Origin of the sequence: Streptomyces albireticuli (assembly GCF_021228125.1) — a bacterium.
Lineage (GTDB): Bacteria > Actinomycetota > Actinomycetes > Streptomycetales > Streptomycetaceae > Streptomyces > Streptomyces albireticuli.
Genome location: NZ_JAJQQS010000004.1, coordinates 421795 through 436960 on the forward strand (window position 1 = coordinate 421795; position 15166 = coordinate 436960).

The 15166-nt window shown below is 74.4% G+C and carries 10 protein-coding genes; 5 read left to right on the forward strand and 5 right to left on the reverse strand.

Features of this window, described 5'->3' with window-relative positions:
* Positions 1-104: 104 nt before the first annotated feature.
* From LUZ64_RS10285 to LUZ64_RS10300, 4 genes are read left to right on the forward strand one after another with little or no spacing between them, the layout of a single operon-like run.
* On the forward strand, positions 105-920 hold the full coding sequence (locus LUZ64_RS10285) for a glycosyltransferase family 2 protein (RefSeq protein WP_095582395.1): 816 nt from the start codon (positions 105-107) through the stop codon (positions 918-920).
* Positions 917-1981, forward strand: coding sequence for a glycosyltransferase family 2 protein (locus tag LUZ64_RS10290; RefSeq protein ID WP_232390407.1), 1065 nt, complete (start codon positions 917-919; stop codon positions 1979-1981). The genes LUZ64_RS10285 and LUZ64_RS10290 overlap by 4 nt, the downstream gene beginning before the upstream one ends.
* Positions 1978-2778 (forward strand): polysaccharide deacetylase family protein, encoded by an 801-nt coding sequence (locus tag LUZ64_RS10295; protein ID WP_095584474.1) that lies wholly within the window; start codon positions 1978-1980, stop codon positions 2776-2778. Before LUZ64_RS10290 ends, LUZ64_RS10295 begins: the two co-directional genes overlap by 4 nt.
* A complete protein-coding gene (locus LUZ64_RS10300) occupies positions 2771-6724 on the forward strand; it encodes a lipopolysaccharide biosynthesis protein (protein WP_095584475.1) in 3954 nt (1317 codons plus the stop codon). Before LUZ64_RS10295 ends, LUZ64_RS10300 begins: the two co-directional genes overlap by 8 nt.
* 62 nt (positions 6725-6786) lie before the next feature.
* Here LUZ64_RS10300 and LUZ64_RS10305 read toward each other — a convergent pair whose 3' ends face one another.
* On the reverse strand, positions 6787-8166 hold the full coding sequence (locus LUZ64_RS10305; protein WP_095584476.1) for a glycoside hydrolase family protein: 1380 nt from the start codon (positions 8164-8166) through the stop codon (positions 6787-6789).
* A 70-nt stretch (positions 8167-8236) separates the two neighbouring features.
* Here LUZ64_RS10305 and LUZ64_RS10310 point away from each other — a divergent pair, with 70 nt between their 5' ends.
* Complete coding sequence (locus LUZ64_RS10310) at positions 8237-9442, forward strand: DUF5925 domain-containing protein (protein ID WP_372472038.1); 1206 nt, start codon at positions 8237-8239, stop codon at positions 9440-9442.
* A gap of 136 nt (positions 9443-9578) precedes the next feature.
* Here the strand turns inward: LUZ64_RS10310 and LUZ64_RS10315 are convergent, their stop codons facing one another.
* From LUZ64_RS10315 to LUZ64_RS10330, 4 genes are all read right to left on the reverse strand, one after another.
* Complete coding sequence (locus tag LUZ64_RS10315; RefSeq protein WP_095584477.1) at positions 9579-9953, reverse strand: GntR family transcriptional regulator; 375 nt, start codon at positions 9951-9953, stop codon at positions 9579-9581.
* 55 nt (positions 9954-10008) lie between these two features.
* The gene (asnB, locus tag LUZ64_RS10320) at positions 10009-11871 is read right to left on the reverse strand and encodes an asparagine synthase (glutamine-hydrolyzing) (RefSeq protein ID WP_095584478.1); all 1863 of its coding nucleotides are present in this window, start codon (positions 11869-11871) and stop codon (positions 10009-10011) included.
* Between the two features lie 310 nt (positions 11872-12181).
* On the reverse strand, positions 12182-13369 hold the full coding sequence (locus tag LUZ64_RS10325; protein ID WP_211305161.1) for a type III PLP-dependent enzyme: 1188 nt from the start codon (positions 13367-13369) through the stop codon (positions 12182-12184).
* Complete coding sequence (locus LUZ64_RS10330) at positions 13366-15072, reverse strand: IucA/IucC family protein (protein WP_095584479.1); 1707 nt, start codon at positions 15070-15072, stop codon at positions 13366-13368. The genes LUZ64_RS10325 and LUZ64_RS10330 overlap by 4 nt, the downstream gene beginning before the upstream one ends.
* Positions 15073-15166 lie beyond the last annotated feature (94 nt).

Sequence of the window (15166 nt, forward strand, 5' to 3'; positions counted from 1 at the left end):
ATTCACGCCGCCCGGGCCTGGGTGAGTACCCCCTTTTCGAACCGGATACGTCACCGGACCGCTCGGGGAGAGCGGTCCACCGGACGAGAGGGAAATCTTCCATCATGAGTTCCTTCCTGCGGCCCGCGGCCGATCAGGAGCCGGCGACGGCCGGCCCATATCGCCCGGTGAGCTCGCATTTCGCGATAGCGCCACCGGTGAGCGTCGTGATCCCCGCCATGAACGAGGCCGAGAACCTCCCGTACGTCTTCAAGACGCTGCCGGAGTGGATCCACGAGGTCGTCCTCGTCGACGGCAACTCCACGGACGACACCATCGGGGTGGCCCGCGCCCTGTGGCCGGGGGTCAAGGTCGTCCAGCAGCTCGGCAAGGGCAAGGGCGACGCCCTGATCACCGGGTTCGCGGCCTGCTCGGGCGAGATCATCGTGATGGTCGACGCCGACGGCTCCGCCGACGGCAACGAGATCGTCAGCTATGTCTCCGCGCTGGTCGGCGGCGCGGACTTCGCCAAGGGCTCCCGCTTCGCCAACGGCGGCGGCACGGACGACATGACGCCCATCCGCAAGCTCGGCAACCGCGTCCTGTGCTCCCTCGTCAACCACAAGTTCGGCGCCCGCTACACCGACCTGTGCTACGGCTACAACGCCTTCTGGAAGCGCTGCCTGGACGAGATCGCCCTGGACTGCGCCGGCTTCGAGGTGGAGACCCTGATGAACATCAGAGTCGTCAAGGCCGGACTGCGCGTCCAGGAGATCCCGAGCCACGAGTTCGTCCGCATCCACGGCGCGAGCAATCTGCGGGCCGTGCGCGACGGACTGCGGGTCCTGAAGGTCATCCTGCGGGAGCACGGCGCCCGGCGCGGGCGCCGCCCGCAGCGGCTCGCCATCGCGCCCGCAGCGAACCGCGGGGAAGTGTCTTGAGCACCACTCCCCCGCCGGGCGTGTCGGTGGTCATCTGTGTCTACACCGAGGACCGCTGGGGCGACATCCTCGCCGCGGTGGCCTCGGTGGCAGGCCAGTCCCTGCCCGCCCTGGAGATCCTGGTGGTCGTCGACCACAACCCCGCCCTGCTGCGACGGCTCGCCAAGCGGTACGGGGACGACGGCGCCGGCGCGCCGGCCGACCGGGTCCGGGTGCTCGCCAACGCGGGCCCCCGCGGCCTGTCGGCCGGCCGCAACACCGGCATCGCCGCCTCCTCCGGCGAGGTGATCGCCTTCCTCGACGACGACGCGGTCGCCGAGCGGGACTGGCTGCGGCACTTCGCCGAGGCGTACGCCGACCCCCGGGTCATGGCGGTGGGCGGGCGCACCAGGCCCGTCTGGGAGTCCCGGCGGCGGCCCGCCTGGTTCCCGGAGGAGTTCGACTGGGTGGTGGGCTGCACCTATCGCGGCCTGCCCCCCGGGCGGGTCCGGGTGCGCAACGTCCTCGGCGGCAACGCCTCCTTCCGCCGGTCCGCGTTCACCGTGGCCGGCGGCTTCGCCAGCGGCATCGGGCGGGACGGCGACCGGCTGCCGCTGGGCTGCGAGGAGACGGAGCTGTGCATCCGGCTCACCCGGGCGATGCCGGAGGCGGTGGTGCTGATCGACGACCGCGCGGTCATCCACCACCGGGTGCCGGCCGCCCGCGAGCGGTTCCGCTACTTCCGCACCCGCGCGTACGCCGAGGGCCTCTCCAAGGCCCTGGTGTCCCGGAGCGTGGGGGCGCGGGACGGGCTGGCGACGGAGCGCCGCTACGCCACGCGCGTGCTGCCCGCGGGCGTGGCGCGCGGGGTGCGGGACGCCCTGCTCGGCCGGGCCGGGGGCGCGGGACGGGCGGGGGCGATCGTGGCGGGTGTCGCGGCGGCGGCGGGTGGCTACGCCCTCGGCCGGGTCCGTGCGTACCGGGGCGGAGGCCGGTACGCCGTCGCGGGGGTCACGGACGTGGCGGACGTCCCGGCGCCGGCGGTGCCTCCCGACCCGCCCCGACCGGAGGCCGGCCCATGAGCGTGGACCGTGTCCCGATACTGATGTACCACTCCGTGGCACACTCGCCGGCCCGTGCCACCTACGGGCTGTCGGTGTCCCCGGAGGCGTTCGCGGCCCAGATGCGGCTGCTGGCCGAGCGGCGGTTCACCCCGCTGACGGCCCAGCGGCTGGCGAAGGCGTGGCGCACCGGCTCCGGGCTGCCGGAGAAACCGGTGCTGATCACCTTCGACGACGGCTACGAGGGCGTGCACCGGCACGCCCTCCCGACGCTCGTCGAGCACGGTTTCGCGGCGACGCTGTTCGCGTCCACGGGGTGGGTGCGCGGCGCGCACGAGTCCGGTGGCGCGCTCGATCTCATGCTGAGCTGGGACCAGGTGCGGGAGCTGGCCGCGGCAGGGGTGGAGATCGGCGGGCACAGCCACTCCCACCCCCAGCTCGACCAGCTCACGGACGCGCAGCTGTGGTTCGAGGTCGCCCGGTGCCGGGAGATCCTGGCGGAGGAACTGGGCGAGCCGCCCGTGTCCTTCGCCTATCCCTACGGTTACTCCGACCGGCGGGTGCGGGACACCGTGCGCGCGGCCGGTTTCACGATATCCCTGGCCGTGGGCAACGCCCTCGCCGAGCGCCCCCAGGGCCCGTACGCCCTGGAGCGGGTGACCGTGCGCCGGTCCACCGGCATCGGGGAGTTCGAGCGGCTCGTCGAGGGCCGGGGCCTCGGCCGGCTTTTCGTCAGGGACCGGGTCCTGACGAAGGGGTACGCCGTCGTCCGCAGAACCCGACAGGTCGTCAGGAAGGCAAGCGAAGCCCGTGTCTGACACGTCCACCCGCGCCCAGGAACGGGAGACGGCGGGACCGGCCGGCCGCAGGCTGCGGCTGCCGGGCCGGGGCGGCGGAAGTCCGCTGTTCCGCAACGCCTTCGCGCTGATGCTCAACACCGGCATCAGCGCCGTCCTCGGTGTGGGGTACTGGCTGATCGCCGCCCGTTACTACGCGGCGGAGGCGGTCGGCCAGGGCTCCGCGGCCATCGCCGCGATGAAACTCCTGGCGGGCCTCGCCGCGGTCACCCTGACCGGGGCGCTGGCCCGCTTCATCCCCATCGCGGGGCGGACGACGGGCCGCCTCGTGTTCCGGACGTACGCGGGGAGCTCGCTGCTCGTCGCGCTCGCGGCGGGCGTCTTCCTGCTGACGCTCGACCTGTGGGGCCCGTCGTACGGCTTCCTGCACGGCGGGCTGCGCGGTTCCGTGTTCGTCCTCGCCGTCGTGGCCTGGTCCGTGCTCACCCTCCAGGACGGTGTGCTGACCGGGCTGCGCAGCGCGTTCTGGGTGCCCGTCGGGAACACGGTCTTCTCCGCGGCGAAGCTGGCGCTGCTGGTGGCCGTGGCGTCGGCGCTGCCGATGTCCGGGGTCTTCGTCTCCTGGGTCGTCTCCATCGCCGTGTCGGTGCTGCCGCTGGGCTGGCTGGTGTTCCGCAAGCTGGTGCGGCGCCATGTGGCGGCGACGGAGGCGACGGCCCGGCCGGCGTCCTCCCGGGAGATAGGGCGCTTCCTCGCCGGGGACTACACCGGCTCGCTGTTCTCGCTGGCCGTGGTCTATCTGGTGCCGGTGATCATCGCCTCACAGGTCAGCTCCACCGACAACGCCTACTTCTACATCACCTCCACCATCAGCGGCACGGTGAATCTGCTGGCCATCAACATGGGCGCGTCGCTGACCGTCGAGGGTGCGCACGACCCGGAGCGGCTGGCGGAGAACTGCCGGGCGGCGCTGGGCCGGATGGCCCGGATCATGGTGCCGGTGTGCGTGCTGCTCTTCGTCCTCGCGCCGTACATCCTGGGCGTCTTCGGGCAGGGCTACGCCCACGCGGCGACCCCGCTCCTGCGCTGGTTCGCGGTGGGGGCGGCGCTGCGGGTGGTGATGGAGGTCTATTTCGCGGTGCTGCGGGCGCAGAGCCGGACGGCGGGCCTCGCCTACCTCCAGGGGCTGCTGTGCGTGCTGGTGCTGGGGCTGACGCTGGTGCTCCTGCCTCGGATGGGGCTGACGGGCGCGGGGGTGGCGGAGATCATCAGCCTTACGGTGATCGTCACCATCGCGGCGGTCAAGCTCCGCAAGGTCCTCCGGCCCACGCCCGGGGCGAAGTTCACGGGCCCCGTGGCGTACGCGCCGCATGTGGCGCCGGACGGCGATCTGGCGGATCTGGCGGTCCGGGGCGACCGGCGGGACGCCCCGTCGGACGAGAGGCGGGAGGTCCGGCGCGGTATCGCGCGGGGGTTAGGGAGGGAGGCCGGTCCTCCCTCCGCCGGGCAGCGCGAGGGCCCCGGCTACGGCACCCGCTGGGCACTGCGGGCGGCGCTGGACGCCGACACGATGCCGCTGGGCGTGCGGCTGGACTTCGACCACCTGGAGAGGCGCCCCGATCTCCGGCACACCCCGGAGGCGGTCAATCTGTCCCCCGCCGCGAAGCCGCCCGTCTCCAAGGCGGCCCCTTCTTCTCAGACTTCTTCTCAGACTTCTTCTTCTCAGACTTCCCAGCCTTCTCAGGCTTCTCAGGCTTCTCAGCCGCCCCAGGCTTCTCAGGCCGCGCAGCCCTCCCAGCCCGTCCGGCCGCCCTCGCCCGAGCCGGCCACGCGGCCGGGCGCGGCGCGGCCCACGCCCGTCCAGGCCCCCGCCGTGGCCCAGCCCCGGGGTGACGGGCCCCCGGGCGGGGAGTCCGCGGCCGGGGCGTCCGGAGGCGAGGCACCCGCCGCGGCGCGGAATCCGGTGCCCTGGTGGCGGCGTCCCGGTGCCGGGGTCTGGCTGCTGCTGGCCGCGGCGCTGGCGCTGTACTGGGTGCCGCTGGCCTTCGTCGGCCGCGCGGATCTGGACGGCATGGGCGGGCTCGGGCTGGTGTCCGCCCTGCCCGTGGCGACGCTGCTGGGCGCGGCGCTGCTGGTGCTCGCCTTCGTGGGCGCGCTGCGGCTGGGCGAGCAGCGCCGGGCGCTGCTGGCGGCGGTGCTGCTGCTGACGGTCGTCTCCCTGCACGCCGTGCCGGCGGTGCTGGAGGAGCAGCCCCGGTTCGCCACGGCCTGGCAGCACCTGGGCTTCCTCGACTTCATCGACCGTACGGGCGTGGCGGCGCCGGATCTCGACGCCCGCTGGAGCTGGCCCGGCTTCTTCGCCGTCGCCGCCTTCGCGGCCCGGGCCTGCGGCGTCGGTGATCTGTCCGAGGTGCTCCGCTGGTGGCCGACGGTCCTCCAGCTGCTCTGCCTGGCGCCGCTGGCGCTGCTGCTGCGGGCCGTCCGGGCCGGCTGGCGGGCGAAGTGGACGGCGGCCTGGCTGTTCGTCCTGTGCGGCTGGGTGGGGCAGGACTACTTCTCACCGCAGGCGCTGAACTACTTCTTCTACCTGCTGTTCGTCGCCGTGGTGCTGGTCTGGTTCCGCTGGCCAAGGCAGCTGCGCGGGAAGCTGCTGCCGGGCGAGGCGGAGGTCGCGCCGGCCGGCCGCCGGGAGCGCGGGGCGCTGCTGGCGCTGCTGGTGGCGCTGTTCGCCGCCTCGGTCGTCAGCCATCAGCTCACGCCGTTCGTGATGCTGGGCGTGCTGACCGCGCTGGTCCTGGTCCGCCGCTCCACCCTGCGCGGGCTGCCACTGCTGTGCGGCGTGATGCTGGCGGTGTGGGTGGGGTTCCTGGCCGAGCCGTACTGGTCGGGCCACTTCGACGAGCTGTTCGGCGGGCTGGGCTCCCTGGGCGGGAATGTCTCCTCGTCGGTCTCGGGCCGGATCGAGGGCGGCAGCGCCACCCACAAGCTGGTGCTCTACATCCGGGTGGCGCTGGCGGGCGGGGTGCTGGCCTGCGCCGCGCTCGGCTGGTGGCGCCGCCGCAGGGCGGGCATCGGCGACACGGCGCTGCTGGTGCTCACGGCGGTGCCGTTCCTCGCCTTCGGGATGCAGTCCTACGGCGGCGAGGTGGCGCTGCGCGTCTTCCTGTTCGCGCTGCCCGGGGCCTGTGTCCTCGCCGCGCTCGCGCTCTTCCCGCGCACCGGCCGACCGGCCGCCCGGGCCGTGACGGGCCCCGTGGTCGCACTGGTGGCGGGCCTGGTGCTCGTCCTCGGCTTCCTGGTGGCCCGCTGGGGCAACGAGCCCTTCGAACGCGTCCGCCCCGGCGAGGTCGCCGCCATGGACTATGTGTACGCCCACGACCGGCCGACCGTGCGGGTGCTGTGGATGAGCAGCGACCCCGTCAAGAGCGTCACTCCGGCCGTACCGTGGGGCGGCCGTGACATGGAGCGGGTGAACTACCGCCCGACGCTCGCCCCGCGCGACCCGGCGCGGGTGGACGACCTGGTCGGCGCGCTGCGGACCGCCGGGCCGGGCTCGTACCTCATGGTCAACCGCGGCCAGTCGGTGTATCTGGAGTTCGACGCGGGCTACGCCCCGGGCTGGGACGGCCGGCTGCGGAGCTCCCTCGACGGCCGGCCGGAGCTCCGCCGGGTGCTGTCGAACGAGGACGCGGTGCTGTACGAGCTGACGGAGCGGCCCACGGGCGAGGTGCCGGAGCCCCGGCCGGGCCCGGCGGGGCCACGGGTGACGTGGACGCCGGTGTCGGTGGCCGGGGCGCTCGCGGCGGCGGCGCTGCTGGTGCTGCTGACGGCGCGGGAGCTGGTGCGGGTCGTGGCGGGCCCCGGGGTCCGGCAGCTGCGGTGGCTCCAGAGCTCGTTCTGGTTCGCGCTGCCGCTGCTGGTGGTGCTGCTGGCCGCGCTGGTGCAGCGGTTCGCGACGATGTCGTAGCGGCGCGGCCGGGCGGTGCCGTCGGCCGGCGGTGCCGCGGCGTTCCCCGGGCCCGGGGTGCGTCAGTCCAGCCAGCGGATCTCGTACGGCCCCAGGTCGACGCCCCGGCCGTCCACCGTGACGGTGACGGGGCGGTCCTGGGTGTTGACGACCAGCGCGGTCGCCTCGGAGGCCAGGGCCCGCACCTCGGAGCGGCCGGGTCCGGCGAGCTCGGGGGTGCGGAGGTCCGTCGTGGGCGGGAACGCCTTCGCGAAGCGGGAGAGCAGCTCCAGCATCGGGAGGCCCGTGCCGCCGTCCTTCAGTTCGGTGCTGCGCCACAGGCAGCCGGGGCAGTCGGCGGTGGTCTCCTGGGGGTTCCAGTAGAAGGCCGTGGCGACGCCCGCGCCCGCCAGCTGCATCATGGCCGTGGCCTGGACGGCGGTGCGGCGCTCCTCCGTCCAGCCCTTGCGGTCGTCGTTCGCGTCGCCCGGCTCGACGTACCACTCGGACCACCAGACGGGCAGGCCGGTGGCCTTGCGCAGCCAGGCGGTGGTGTCGGCGAACTTCTGGGTGGCGCCGAACTCGTCGGGCAGCAGGCGGTTGCCGTCGCGGGTGTAGCTGGAGCCGTCGACGGCGACGAAGTCGGCGCCCTCCTTGTGGTCGTTCCAGTAGGTGAGGGCGTCGACGGCCCGCTGGTCGACGGAGCCCCAGGGGCCCCGCACGGAGGAGGCGTTGGCGCCCTCGCCGGGAGAATTGCTGTCCAGGCTCATATAGGGGCCGCCGACGGCGTTGGCGCCGTTCCGCTTCTTCAGTTCGCGGTAGACGAGGTTGTAGAGCTCGGTGTACCCCTCGTAGTCCCAGCGGTTCCTGGACTCGTCGAAGAAGCCCTTGAACTCGTTCCAGACGATGAAGTGGCGGACGTCCGGGTAGCGCTTGGCGATCACTCCGGCGAGCTTGGCGAAGTCCTTGTAGTGCGCGCGGTCGGGTGCCGTCTCCAGGGACTTCTGGGACCAGTCGGTTCGGGGACCGCCGCCCTTCATCCAGTCGGGGGCGCAGCAGAGGGTGAGCACCGGGGTCCCGCCGGTGCGGCGCATCAGGGCGACGCGGCGGTCGAGGTCGCGGAAGTTGTAGACGCCCGGCCGGGGTTCGGGGTTGTCCGCGCCCCAGCCCATGATGTGCTGGTTCTGCGGCATGGGGCTGCCGGAGAGCAGCTCGGCGACGGTGCGGCGGGCGGCGTCCCCGCCGTGGTCGGCGCTGTACTGGGTGTGGGTGAAGCCCCAGCCGAGGGTGGCGGGGACTCTGCTGCCGCCGCGCCCGTCCGTACCACCGGGGCCGAGGCCCGGGAAGCCGCCGGCGAGCATCGTGACCAGCAGTGCCAGGGCGACCAGGCCGGCGCCGGACAGGGCGATGACGCGCCACCGCCCCGCCCTGGCGATCACCCGTCCCACGCGATGACGTCCCATTGCGGCAAGCGTATCGGCGGCCGAAACCGTATGGGCGCCTTCCGGACGAACTCCGGCGGATCCGGCGAAAATGCGGGTGCGCGGGGGCGGCGCGTGCCGGATCATGGGCGCCATGTGTGCCGAGCGCCGACCCGAAGCCAGGAGGCAGACCCTGCCCACCGAAGCGGACCCCACGCCCGCGGAGCGTTCCCTGCCGATCCGGTTGAACGTGGACGACAGCGACTCGCCGTCCGATGTCATCGACGCGCTCTTCCTGGGCCGCTTCGCCACCGGCGAGCAGCCCTACGCGCACAGCCACTCCGTGGACCGGGTGAGATCCGGGGCGACGCTGCTGCCGCCGGCCGCCACCGTGGTGCGCTCCGCGCGGGACGACGACCGCAGCGCGACCCTCGCCGAGGGCGAGGGCTGGACCCTGCTGGTGTCCCGCTGGAACCGCGGCGCGGACGTCTCCGTGACCGCGACCTGCGACGACCTGGCGAAATCGGTGCTGGCCCAGGCGGTCGAGGGTGCGGAGGACGAGCCCGAACCCCAGCCCGACAACGTGACGATGGGCTTCTGGTACGTCTCGCCGCGGCGCGGCCCGCACCGGACGACGCGTCAGATCTCGGCCGGCACCTGGGAGGAGGTCCGGGCCAACTACACGGCGCCGGTGGCGGACGCGCTGGACGGGCTGATGAAGATCACTCCGGCGGATGTCGCGGGCCGGCTGCTGCTTCTGCACGGGCCGCCGGGCACGGGAAAGACGTCGGCGCTGCGGACGCTGGCCCGCTCGTGGCGGGAGTGGTGCCAGGTGGACTGCGTGCTGGACCCGGAGCGGCTGTTCAACGACGTCGGCTATCTGATGGACATCGCGATCGGCGAGGACGAGGGCACCGAGCGGGGCCGCTGGCGGCTGTTGCTGCTGGAGGACTGCGACGAGCTGATCCGCGGCGAGGCCCGGCACACGGCCGGCCAGGCGCTGTCCCGGCTGCTGAACCTCACGGACGGTCTGCTGGGCCAGGGCCGCAACGTCCTCGTCGGCGTCACCACCAACGAGGACCTGGAGCGGTTGCATCCGGCGGTGGTGCGGCCGGGGCGGTGCCTGGCCCGGATCGAGGTGGGGCCGCTGACGCGCAAGGAGTCGGCGGAGTGGCTGGCGCGGGAGGCGCCGGGCAAGGAGACGGGCCTGGGGCGGGAGGGGGCGACGCTCGCCGAGCTCTTCGCGCTGCGGCGGGGGACGGGGCCGGCGTCGGTGCCGGCGCAGACGGACGGGGTGGACGCGGGCCTGTATCTGTGAGGTGGGGCGGGGCCGCGCCTGTCACCGGGCGGGGCCGGCGCCGGTGGGCCCTCCGGGCGGGATCCTGTCCCGCCCGCCCTTCCCGGACCGGGGCTCCGTCCCGGGCCCCGGTCCTCGAAGCGCCGGGCGGGCCGGGCTACTTCCCGTACGCCGCGCGCAGTGCCTCCTCCGCCGCCGCCAGGGCCGCGGCGCGGTCCAGGCCCAGGCGGTGGGCGCGCTGCGCGTACGCCGCCGCCGCGGTGGCCGCCTCGCGGGCGGCCGTGTCGCCGGGGGCCGCGATGAACGTGCCGTTGCGGCCCCGGGTCTCGATGACGCCGTCGGCCTCCAGGGCGCGGTAGGCCTTGGCGACGGTGTTGGCGGCGAGGCCCAGTTCCTCGGCGAAGCCGCGTACGGTCGGGAGCTTGTAGCCCACGGGGAGGGCGCCGGTGCGCGCGCGTTCGGCGATCCGGGCGCGGATCTGCTCGTAGGGGGGTTCGGCCGCGTCGGGGTCGACGGTCATCTGCAAGGCCACGGCGGTACTCCTGGCTGGGCGCGGGTCGTGCACCCATTGTGCGCCAGGGGGTCCGTCACAGCTCCAGTGCGACGCCGTAGCGGCGCAGCCAGGCGTCGAGACCGAGGGCGAGCTCGGTGGCGGTGCGGTAGCGGGCCCCGCCGCCCTCGGCGAGCGAGGCGGTGGCGGTCGCGGCGTCGAGGAGGGGGCGTACGGGCGCGTCGCGGTCGGCGAGGATCCGGCCGAGCTCGGTGCGCAGGGCGGCGTTGTAGCGCGGGTCCTGGGTGCTGGGGTAGGGGCTCTTGAGCCGGTCGGCGATCTCGGGCGGGAGGAGGTCGCGGGTGGCGGCGCGCAGCAGGGACTTCTCCCGGCCGTCGAAGGTCTTCATCGCCCAGGGGGTGTTGAACACGTACTCGACCAGGCGGTGGTCGCAGAACGGCACCCGGACCTCCAGACCGACGGCCATGCTCGCCCGGTCCTTGCGGTCGAGGAGGTACTGCACAAAGCGGGTGAGGTGCAGGTGACTGATCTCGCGCATGCGCCGTTCCAGGCCGTTCTCGCCGGGCAGGCGGGGCACCTCGGCGAGGGCCTCGCGGTAGCGGGCCTCCTGGTAGCCGGTCACGTCGAGCTTGGTGAGGAGGCCGCCGTCGAGGAGGGCGGCGCGGCCCTCGCCCGTGCCCGAGAAGTGGTCGATGCCGCCGGGGGCGAGCCAGGGGAAGGTGGCCGCGTGGACGCTCTCGGGGGTGTGGAACCAGCGGTAGCCGCCGAAGATCTCATCGGCGGATTCCCCGGAGAGGGCGACGGTGGACTGTTCTCGGACGGCCTTGAAGAGGAGGTAGAGGGAGGTGTCGCCGTCGCCGAGGCCGAGGGGCACGTCGCGGGCGGTCAGGACGGCGGCGCGGTGGGCGGGGTCCATCAGGGCGGCGGTGTCGAGGACGATGTCGGAGTGGTCGGCCCGGACGTGCGCGGCGAGGGCGTGGGCGTAGGGGCCGTCGGGCGTGGCGCGCAGGGTGTCGGGGGTGAAGTGCTCGGTGTAGCCGGTGAAGTCGACCGAGAAGGAGCGGACGGGGCCGTGGCCGGCGTCGGCGAGGCCCCGGGCGGCGAGCGCGGTGATGGCGGAGGAGTCGAGGCCGCCGGAGAGCAGGGTGCAGAGGGGGACGTCGGCGATGAGCTGGCGGGTGACGATGTCGTCGAGCAGCTCGCGTACGTGGTGGACGGTGGTGCGCAGGTCGTCGGTGTGTTCCCGGGCCTCCAGGGCCCAGTAGCGGCGAAGGACGAGGCCCTGGCGGCGCACCCGGAGGGTGTGGCCGGGCGGGAGTTCGTACATGCCCTTGTAGACGGCGTGGCCGGGGGTCTTGGTGAAGGAGACGAGTTCGGCGAGGCCCTCGGCGTCGACGACGGGGCGGACGGCGGGGTGGGCGAGGACAGCCTTGGGCTCGGAGCCGAAGAGGACGCCGTCGGGGGTCGGGTGGTAGAAGAGCGGCTTGATGCCCATGCGGTCGCGGACGAGGAGGAGTTCCTCGGTGCGCGGGTCCCATAACGCGAAGGCGTACATGCCGTTGAGGCGCTCGGTGGCGGCCTCGCCCCAGGCGAGGTGGGCGTGGAGGACGACCTCGGTGTCGCTGCTGGTGCGGAAGGTGTGGCCGAGGGCCTCCAGTTCGGCCCGCAGTTCGCGGTAGTTGTAGACCTCGCCGCTGTAGGTGGTGGCGAGGAGGGTGCGTCCGTCGTGCTCGACGCGCATGGGCTGGGCGCCACCCTCGATGTCGATGACGGCGAGCCTGCGGTGGCCGAGGGCGGCGTGGGTGTCGAGCCAGGTGCCGGAGGCGTCCGGGCCCCGGCAGGCCATGGTCCGGGTCATGGCGTCGAGGGTGTCCCGGGCCTCCAGGGGGCCGGCCTTGAGGTCCTGGTCGTAGGCGATCCATCCGGTGATCCCGCACATGGTCGCGGTCTCCCCTCTCGGTAGGCCGCCCGGGTGGGGTTCCCGGGCGTGGCTCTGCCCCCGTACAGCGCGTTCCGTCGTCGGCCGGCGGCCGGCCGGTGATCACCGTCCGCCATATAGATGCATTCACCATCTAAGAGCGCGCGAAACCTGAACGTCCTATTCCGGGAGCCTGGGGGGTGCCAACCGGCCGGAGCCGCGCGCCACTTGTCCGGAACGGGTGTCCGCACGGCAGCCGCCCCCTTGGCCGGCGCCCCGGAACCGACGCGCGGAGACCGGCGCTCGGGGAACGGCCTTCAGGGAACGGCGCTCAGGAAAGGAAATGGAAGGTCGGGTTCGGGTGCATGAGGAAGTCGTGGTGGGAGATGTTCCAGGCGTACGCCCCGGCCATCGCGAAGGCGACCCGGTCCCCCGCCCGCAGCCGCTCGACCGGGACCCGGCGCGCGAGGGTGTCCTTGGGCGTGCACAGCTGGCCGGTCAGGGTCACCGGCTCGGCCAGGGCCTCCGGGCGCGGCCAGGGGCGGGCCCACTCCTCGACGGGCAGCACGGTGAACGGCTGGTCGTGCCCCTTGGCGGCGGGGGTGCGCAGGTGGTGGGTACCGCCGCGCAGGACCGCGAACGCCTCGCCGTGGCTGTGCTTGAGGTCGAGGACCTCCGTGACGTACCAGCCGCTGTGGGCGGTCAGCGACCGGCCGGGCTCGACGCGCAGCGTGAGGCCCGGGTGGGCGGCCGCGAGGGCGGCGAGGCCCGCGCCGTAGGCCGCCCAGTCGAAGCGGGCGCCGGGGCGGGCGTAGTCGACGGCCATGCCGCCGCCGACGTTCACCTCGTCCAGGGGCAGGCCGTGCCGGCGGGCGAAGGCGCGGGCCCAGCGGACGACCCGGCCGGCGACGGCGAGCTGGGCCGGGGCGCCGAGGCCGCTGGCCAGGTGGGCGTGGACGCCGCGCAGCCGCAGCGGGCCGCCGCGCAGCAGGGCCGGGCACGCCTCGGCGTCGCGCGGGTCGAGGCCGAAGGGGCCGGGCCGGCCGCCCATGGCCAGCGCGGCGCCGCTCAGTTCGCCGTCACCGGCCGGGAGGTTGACGCGCAGCAGGACGTCCACGGGCGCGCCGCCCGGCCGTTCCCCGGCGAGGGCGGCGAGGAGCCGCAGCTCGCCCACGCTCTCCACGTGGAGGCGCTCGGTGCCGAGGGAGAGGGCGAGGCGCAGCTCCTCCTCGGTCTTGCCGGGGCCGCCGAAGGCGAGCGGCGCCCCCGGCACGGCCGCCCGCACATGGGCGAGTTCGCCGCCGGAGGAGACCTCGTAGCCGGTGACGTGGGGGGCGAGGGCGGTGAGGACGCCCGGGGCGGGGTTGGCCTTGGCCGCGTAGTACAGCTCGACGCGCTCCGGGAGGGCGGCGCGGATCCCGCGCGCGTGCGCGTCCAGGGCGGCGAGGTCGTGGACGTAGGCGGGCAGCTCGCCCTGGGGCAGCCGCGCGGCGTGGCCGGCGGCGCGAGGGGTGATCACGTTGCGGCGCTCCAGGGCTCGGCACGGTCGGCGGTGGTGAGCGTGGCCAGCAGGTCCGACATCAGCGGGGAGGCGATGCGGACGTAGCCGGCGTCGCGGTCGGACTTGCGCTCCCAGCGGGTGAGCAGGTTGGCCTTGGCGGGCAGGGGCGCCCCGGCGACCAGGGCGCGCAGCTGCGCGGGGTTGCCGTGCGCGGCGGCGCGCGCGGCGAGGACGCGGCGGACGGCGCACCAGAGTTCGGGTTCGAGGTGGGGGTGGCGGTCGGCGAGGGCGGCGAGCATCTCGGCGACGTGGTTGACGAGCAGGCAGTACACGACACGGTCCCAGCCGCGCTCGCGCCCGTAGGTCAGGGGCCGGGCGACGTCGGGGGGAAGGGCCGCGAGGGCGGCCGCGTGGTGGCGGGCGAGCAGCTTGGTGCCCTCCAGGTCACGGAAGAGGACCTGCCGGGGGGTGCCGTCGGCGGCGACGCCGACGATCACGTTCTGGAGGTGGGGTTCGAGGACGACGCCGTGGTCGAAGTAGGCGGCGAGGACCGGGGGGACGAGCAGTCTCAGATACGCGTCCCACCAGGCGAGGGCCTGCTCGGGGCCGGTTCCGCGCAGGAGGTGGCCGAGGTGGGCGCCGCCGGTGGGGTACTCGTCGGCGACGGCGGCGGCGAGGAGCCCCGTGAGGCCGGGGGCGAGGCGGGCGGCGAGCCCTTCGCGGACGATGACGCCGAAGCCCTCGGCGAGGTCCCGGCTGCCGAGGTCGAGGGTGCGGTAGGCGGGTTCGCGCAGCAGGTCCGCGCCGGGAAAGCGGGCGGCGAGGCCGGTGGCCACGGGTTCCAGGAGGCGGGTGAGGGCGACGGCTCCGGCCAGCTCGTACTCGGCGTTCTTGCGCAGGCAGTTGGTGATGCGGATGTTGAGGCTGAACTTCAGGAAGTCCCGGCCGTCGTAGAGGGTCCGTACGGAGGCGGTGGGCTCGAACCGCTCCCCGCCGGGGCCCAGGTCGAGGACGTCGCCGCGGTCGAGGGCGGCGCGCAGGGCGGGATGGCCCGCGAGCATGGCGTACTGCCAGGGGTGCACGGGCAGCAGGACGTGGCCCTCGGGCACGGGGCGCTGCCGGTCGAGGGGGTCGAGGGCGCCTTCGGCCGCGGTCTCCTCGCGGACGAGGTGGCGGCGTACGGCCAGGTGGCGCAGGCGGAACCGGGCGCGGGCCTCGGGGGCGTAGCGGCTCCAGTCGGCCGGGGTTCCGGTGCGGGCCTTGGGGGTGGGGTGGAAGCGGTGGCCGAAGAGCAGGGACTGCTCGGAGTCCATGTAGGCGTCACCGGTGCCGGACGGGCGGGCGGCGCCGAGGGCGGCCCGTACGCCGGCGTGGCTGGCGGCCACCTGGCCCAGGAACTCGTCGTTGCGGACGCCGGTGCGCAGCTCCAGCTCGCGGTGGATGTGGGTGGCGAGAGCCCGCCAGCTCAGCTCGGTCCAGGTGTCGCCGCGCCGTTCGGCGACGGGGCCGGTGAAGCGGTGGGCGCCGACGAGGGAGACGCGCCGCAGTCCGGCCCGGAGCAGTACGCCGCGGTGGGGCAGGCGCAGCAGCAGATGCCCGTCGGTGACGGCGGTCTGGTGCTCGGGGCCGGAGACCTCGCGGAGCAGGCAGTTGAGGAGCGTGTGGGCGACCACGTGGTCGGCGGAGGCCACCCCGGCGAGGGCGGTGCGTGCGGAGGACATTCGGCGGCTCCAGCGGGTGCGGAGGAGTGTGGGGGTGCGAGGGGGCCGAGGGCGGAGAGGGGAGGGGCGGGGGAAGGCGGAGCGTCCCGGACGG

Excerpts from the sequence above, each read along its gene's own strand:
- LUZ64_RS10285 (WP_095582395.1), top strand. The coding sequence starts at position 105 with ATGAGTTCCTTCCTGCGGCCCGCGGCCGATCAGGAGCCGGCGACGGCC.
- LUZ64_RS10305 (WP_095584476.1), bottom strand. The coding sequence starts at position 8,166 with ATGGGACGTCATCGCGTGGGACGGGTGATCGCCAGGGCGGGGCGGTGG.
- asnB (WP_095584478.1), bottom strand. The coding sequence starts at position 11,871 with ATGTGCGGGATCACCGGATGGATCGCCTACGACCAGGACCTCAAGGCC.
- LUZ64_RS10310 (WP_372472038.1), top strand. The coding sequence starts at position 8,237 with ATGCGGGTGCGCGGGGGCGGCGCGTGCCGGATCATGGGCGCCATGTGT.
- LUZ64_RS10295 (WP_095584474.1), top strand. The coding sequence starts at position 1,978 with ATGAGCGTGGACCGTGTCCCGATACTGATGTACCACTCCGTGGCACAC.
- LUZ64_RS10330 (WP_095584479.1), bottom strand. The coding sequence starts at position 15,072 with ATGTCCTCCGCACGCACCGCCCTCGCCGGGGTGGCCTCCGCCGACCAC.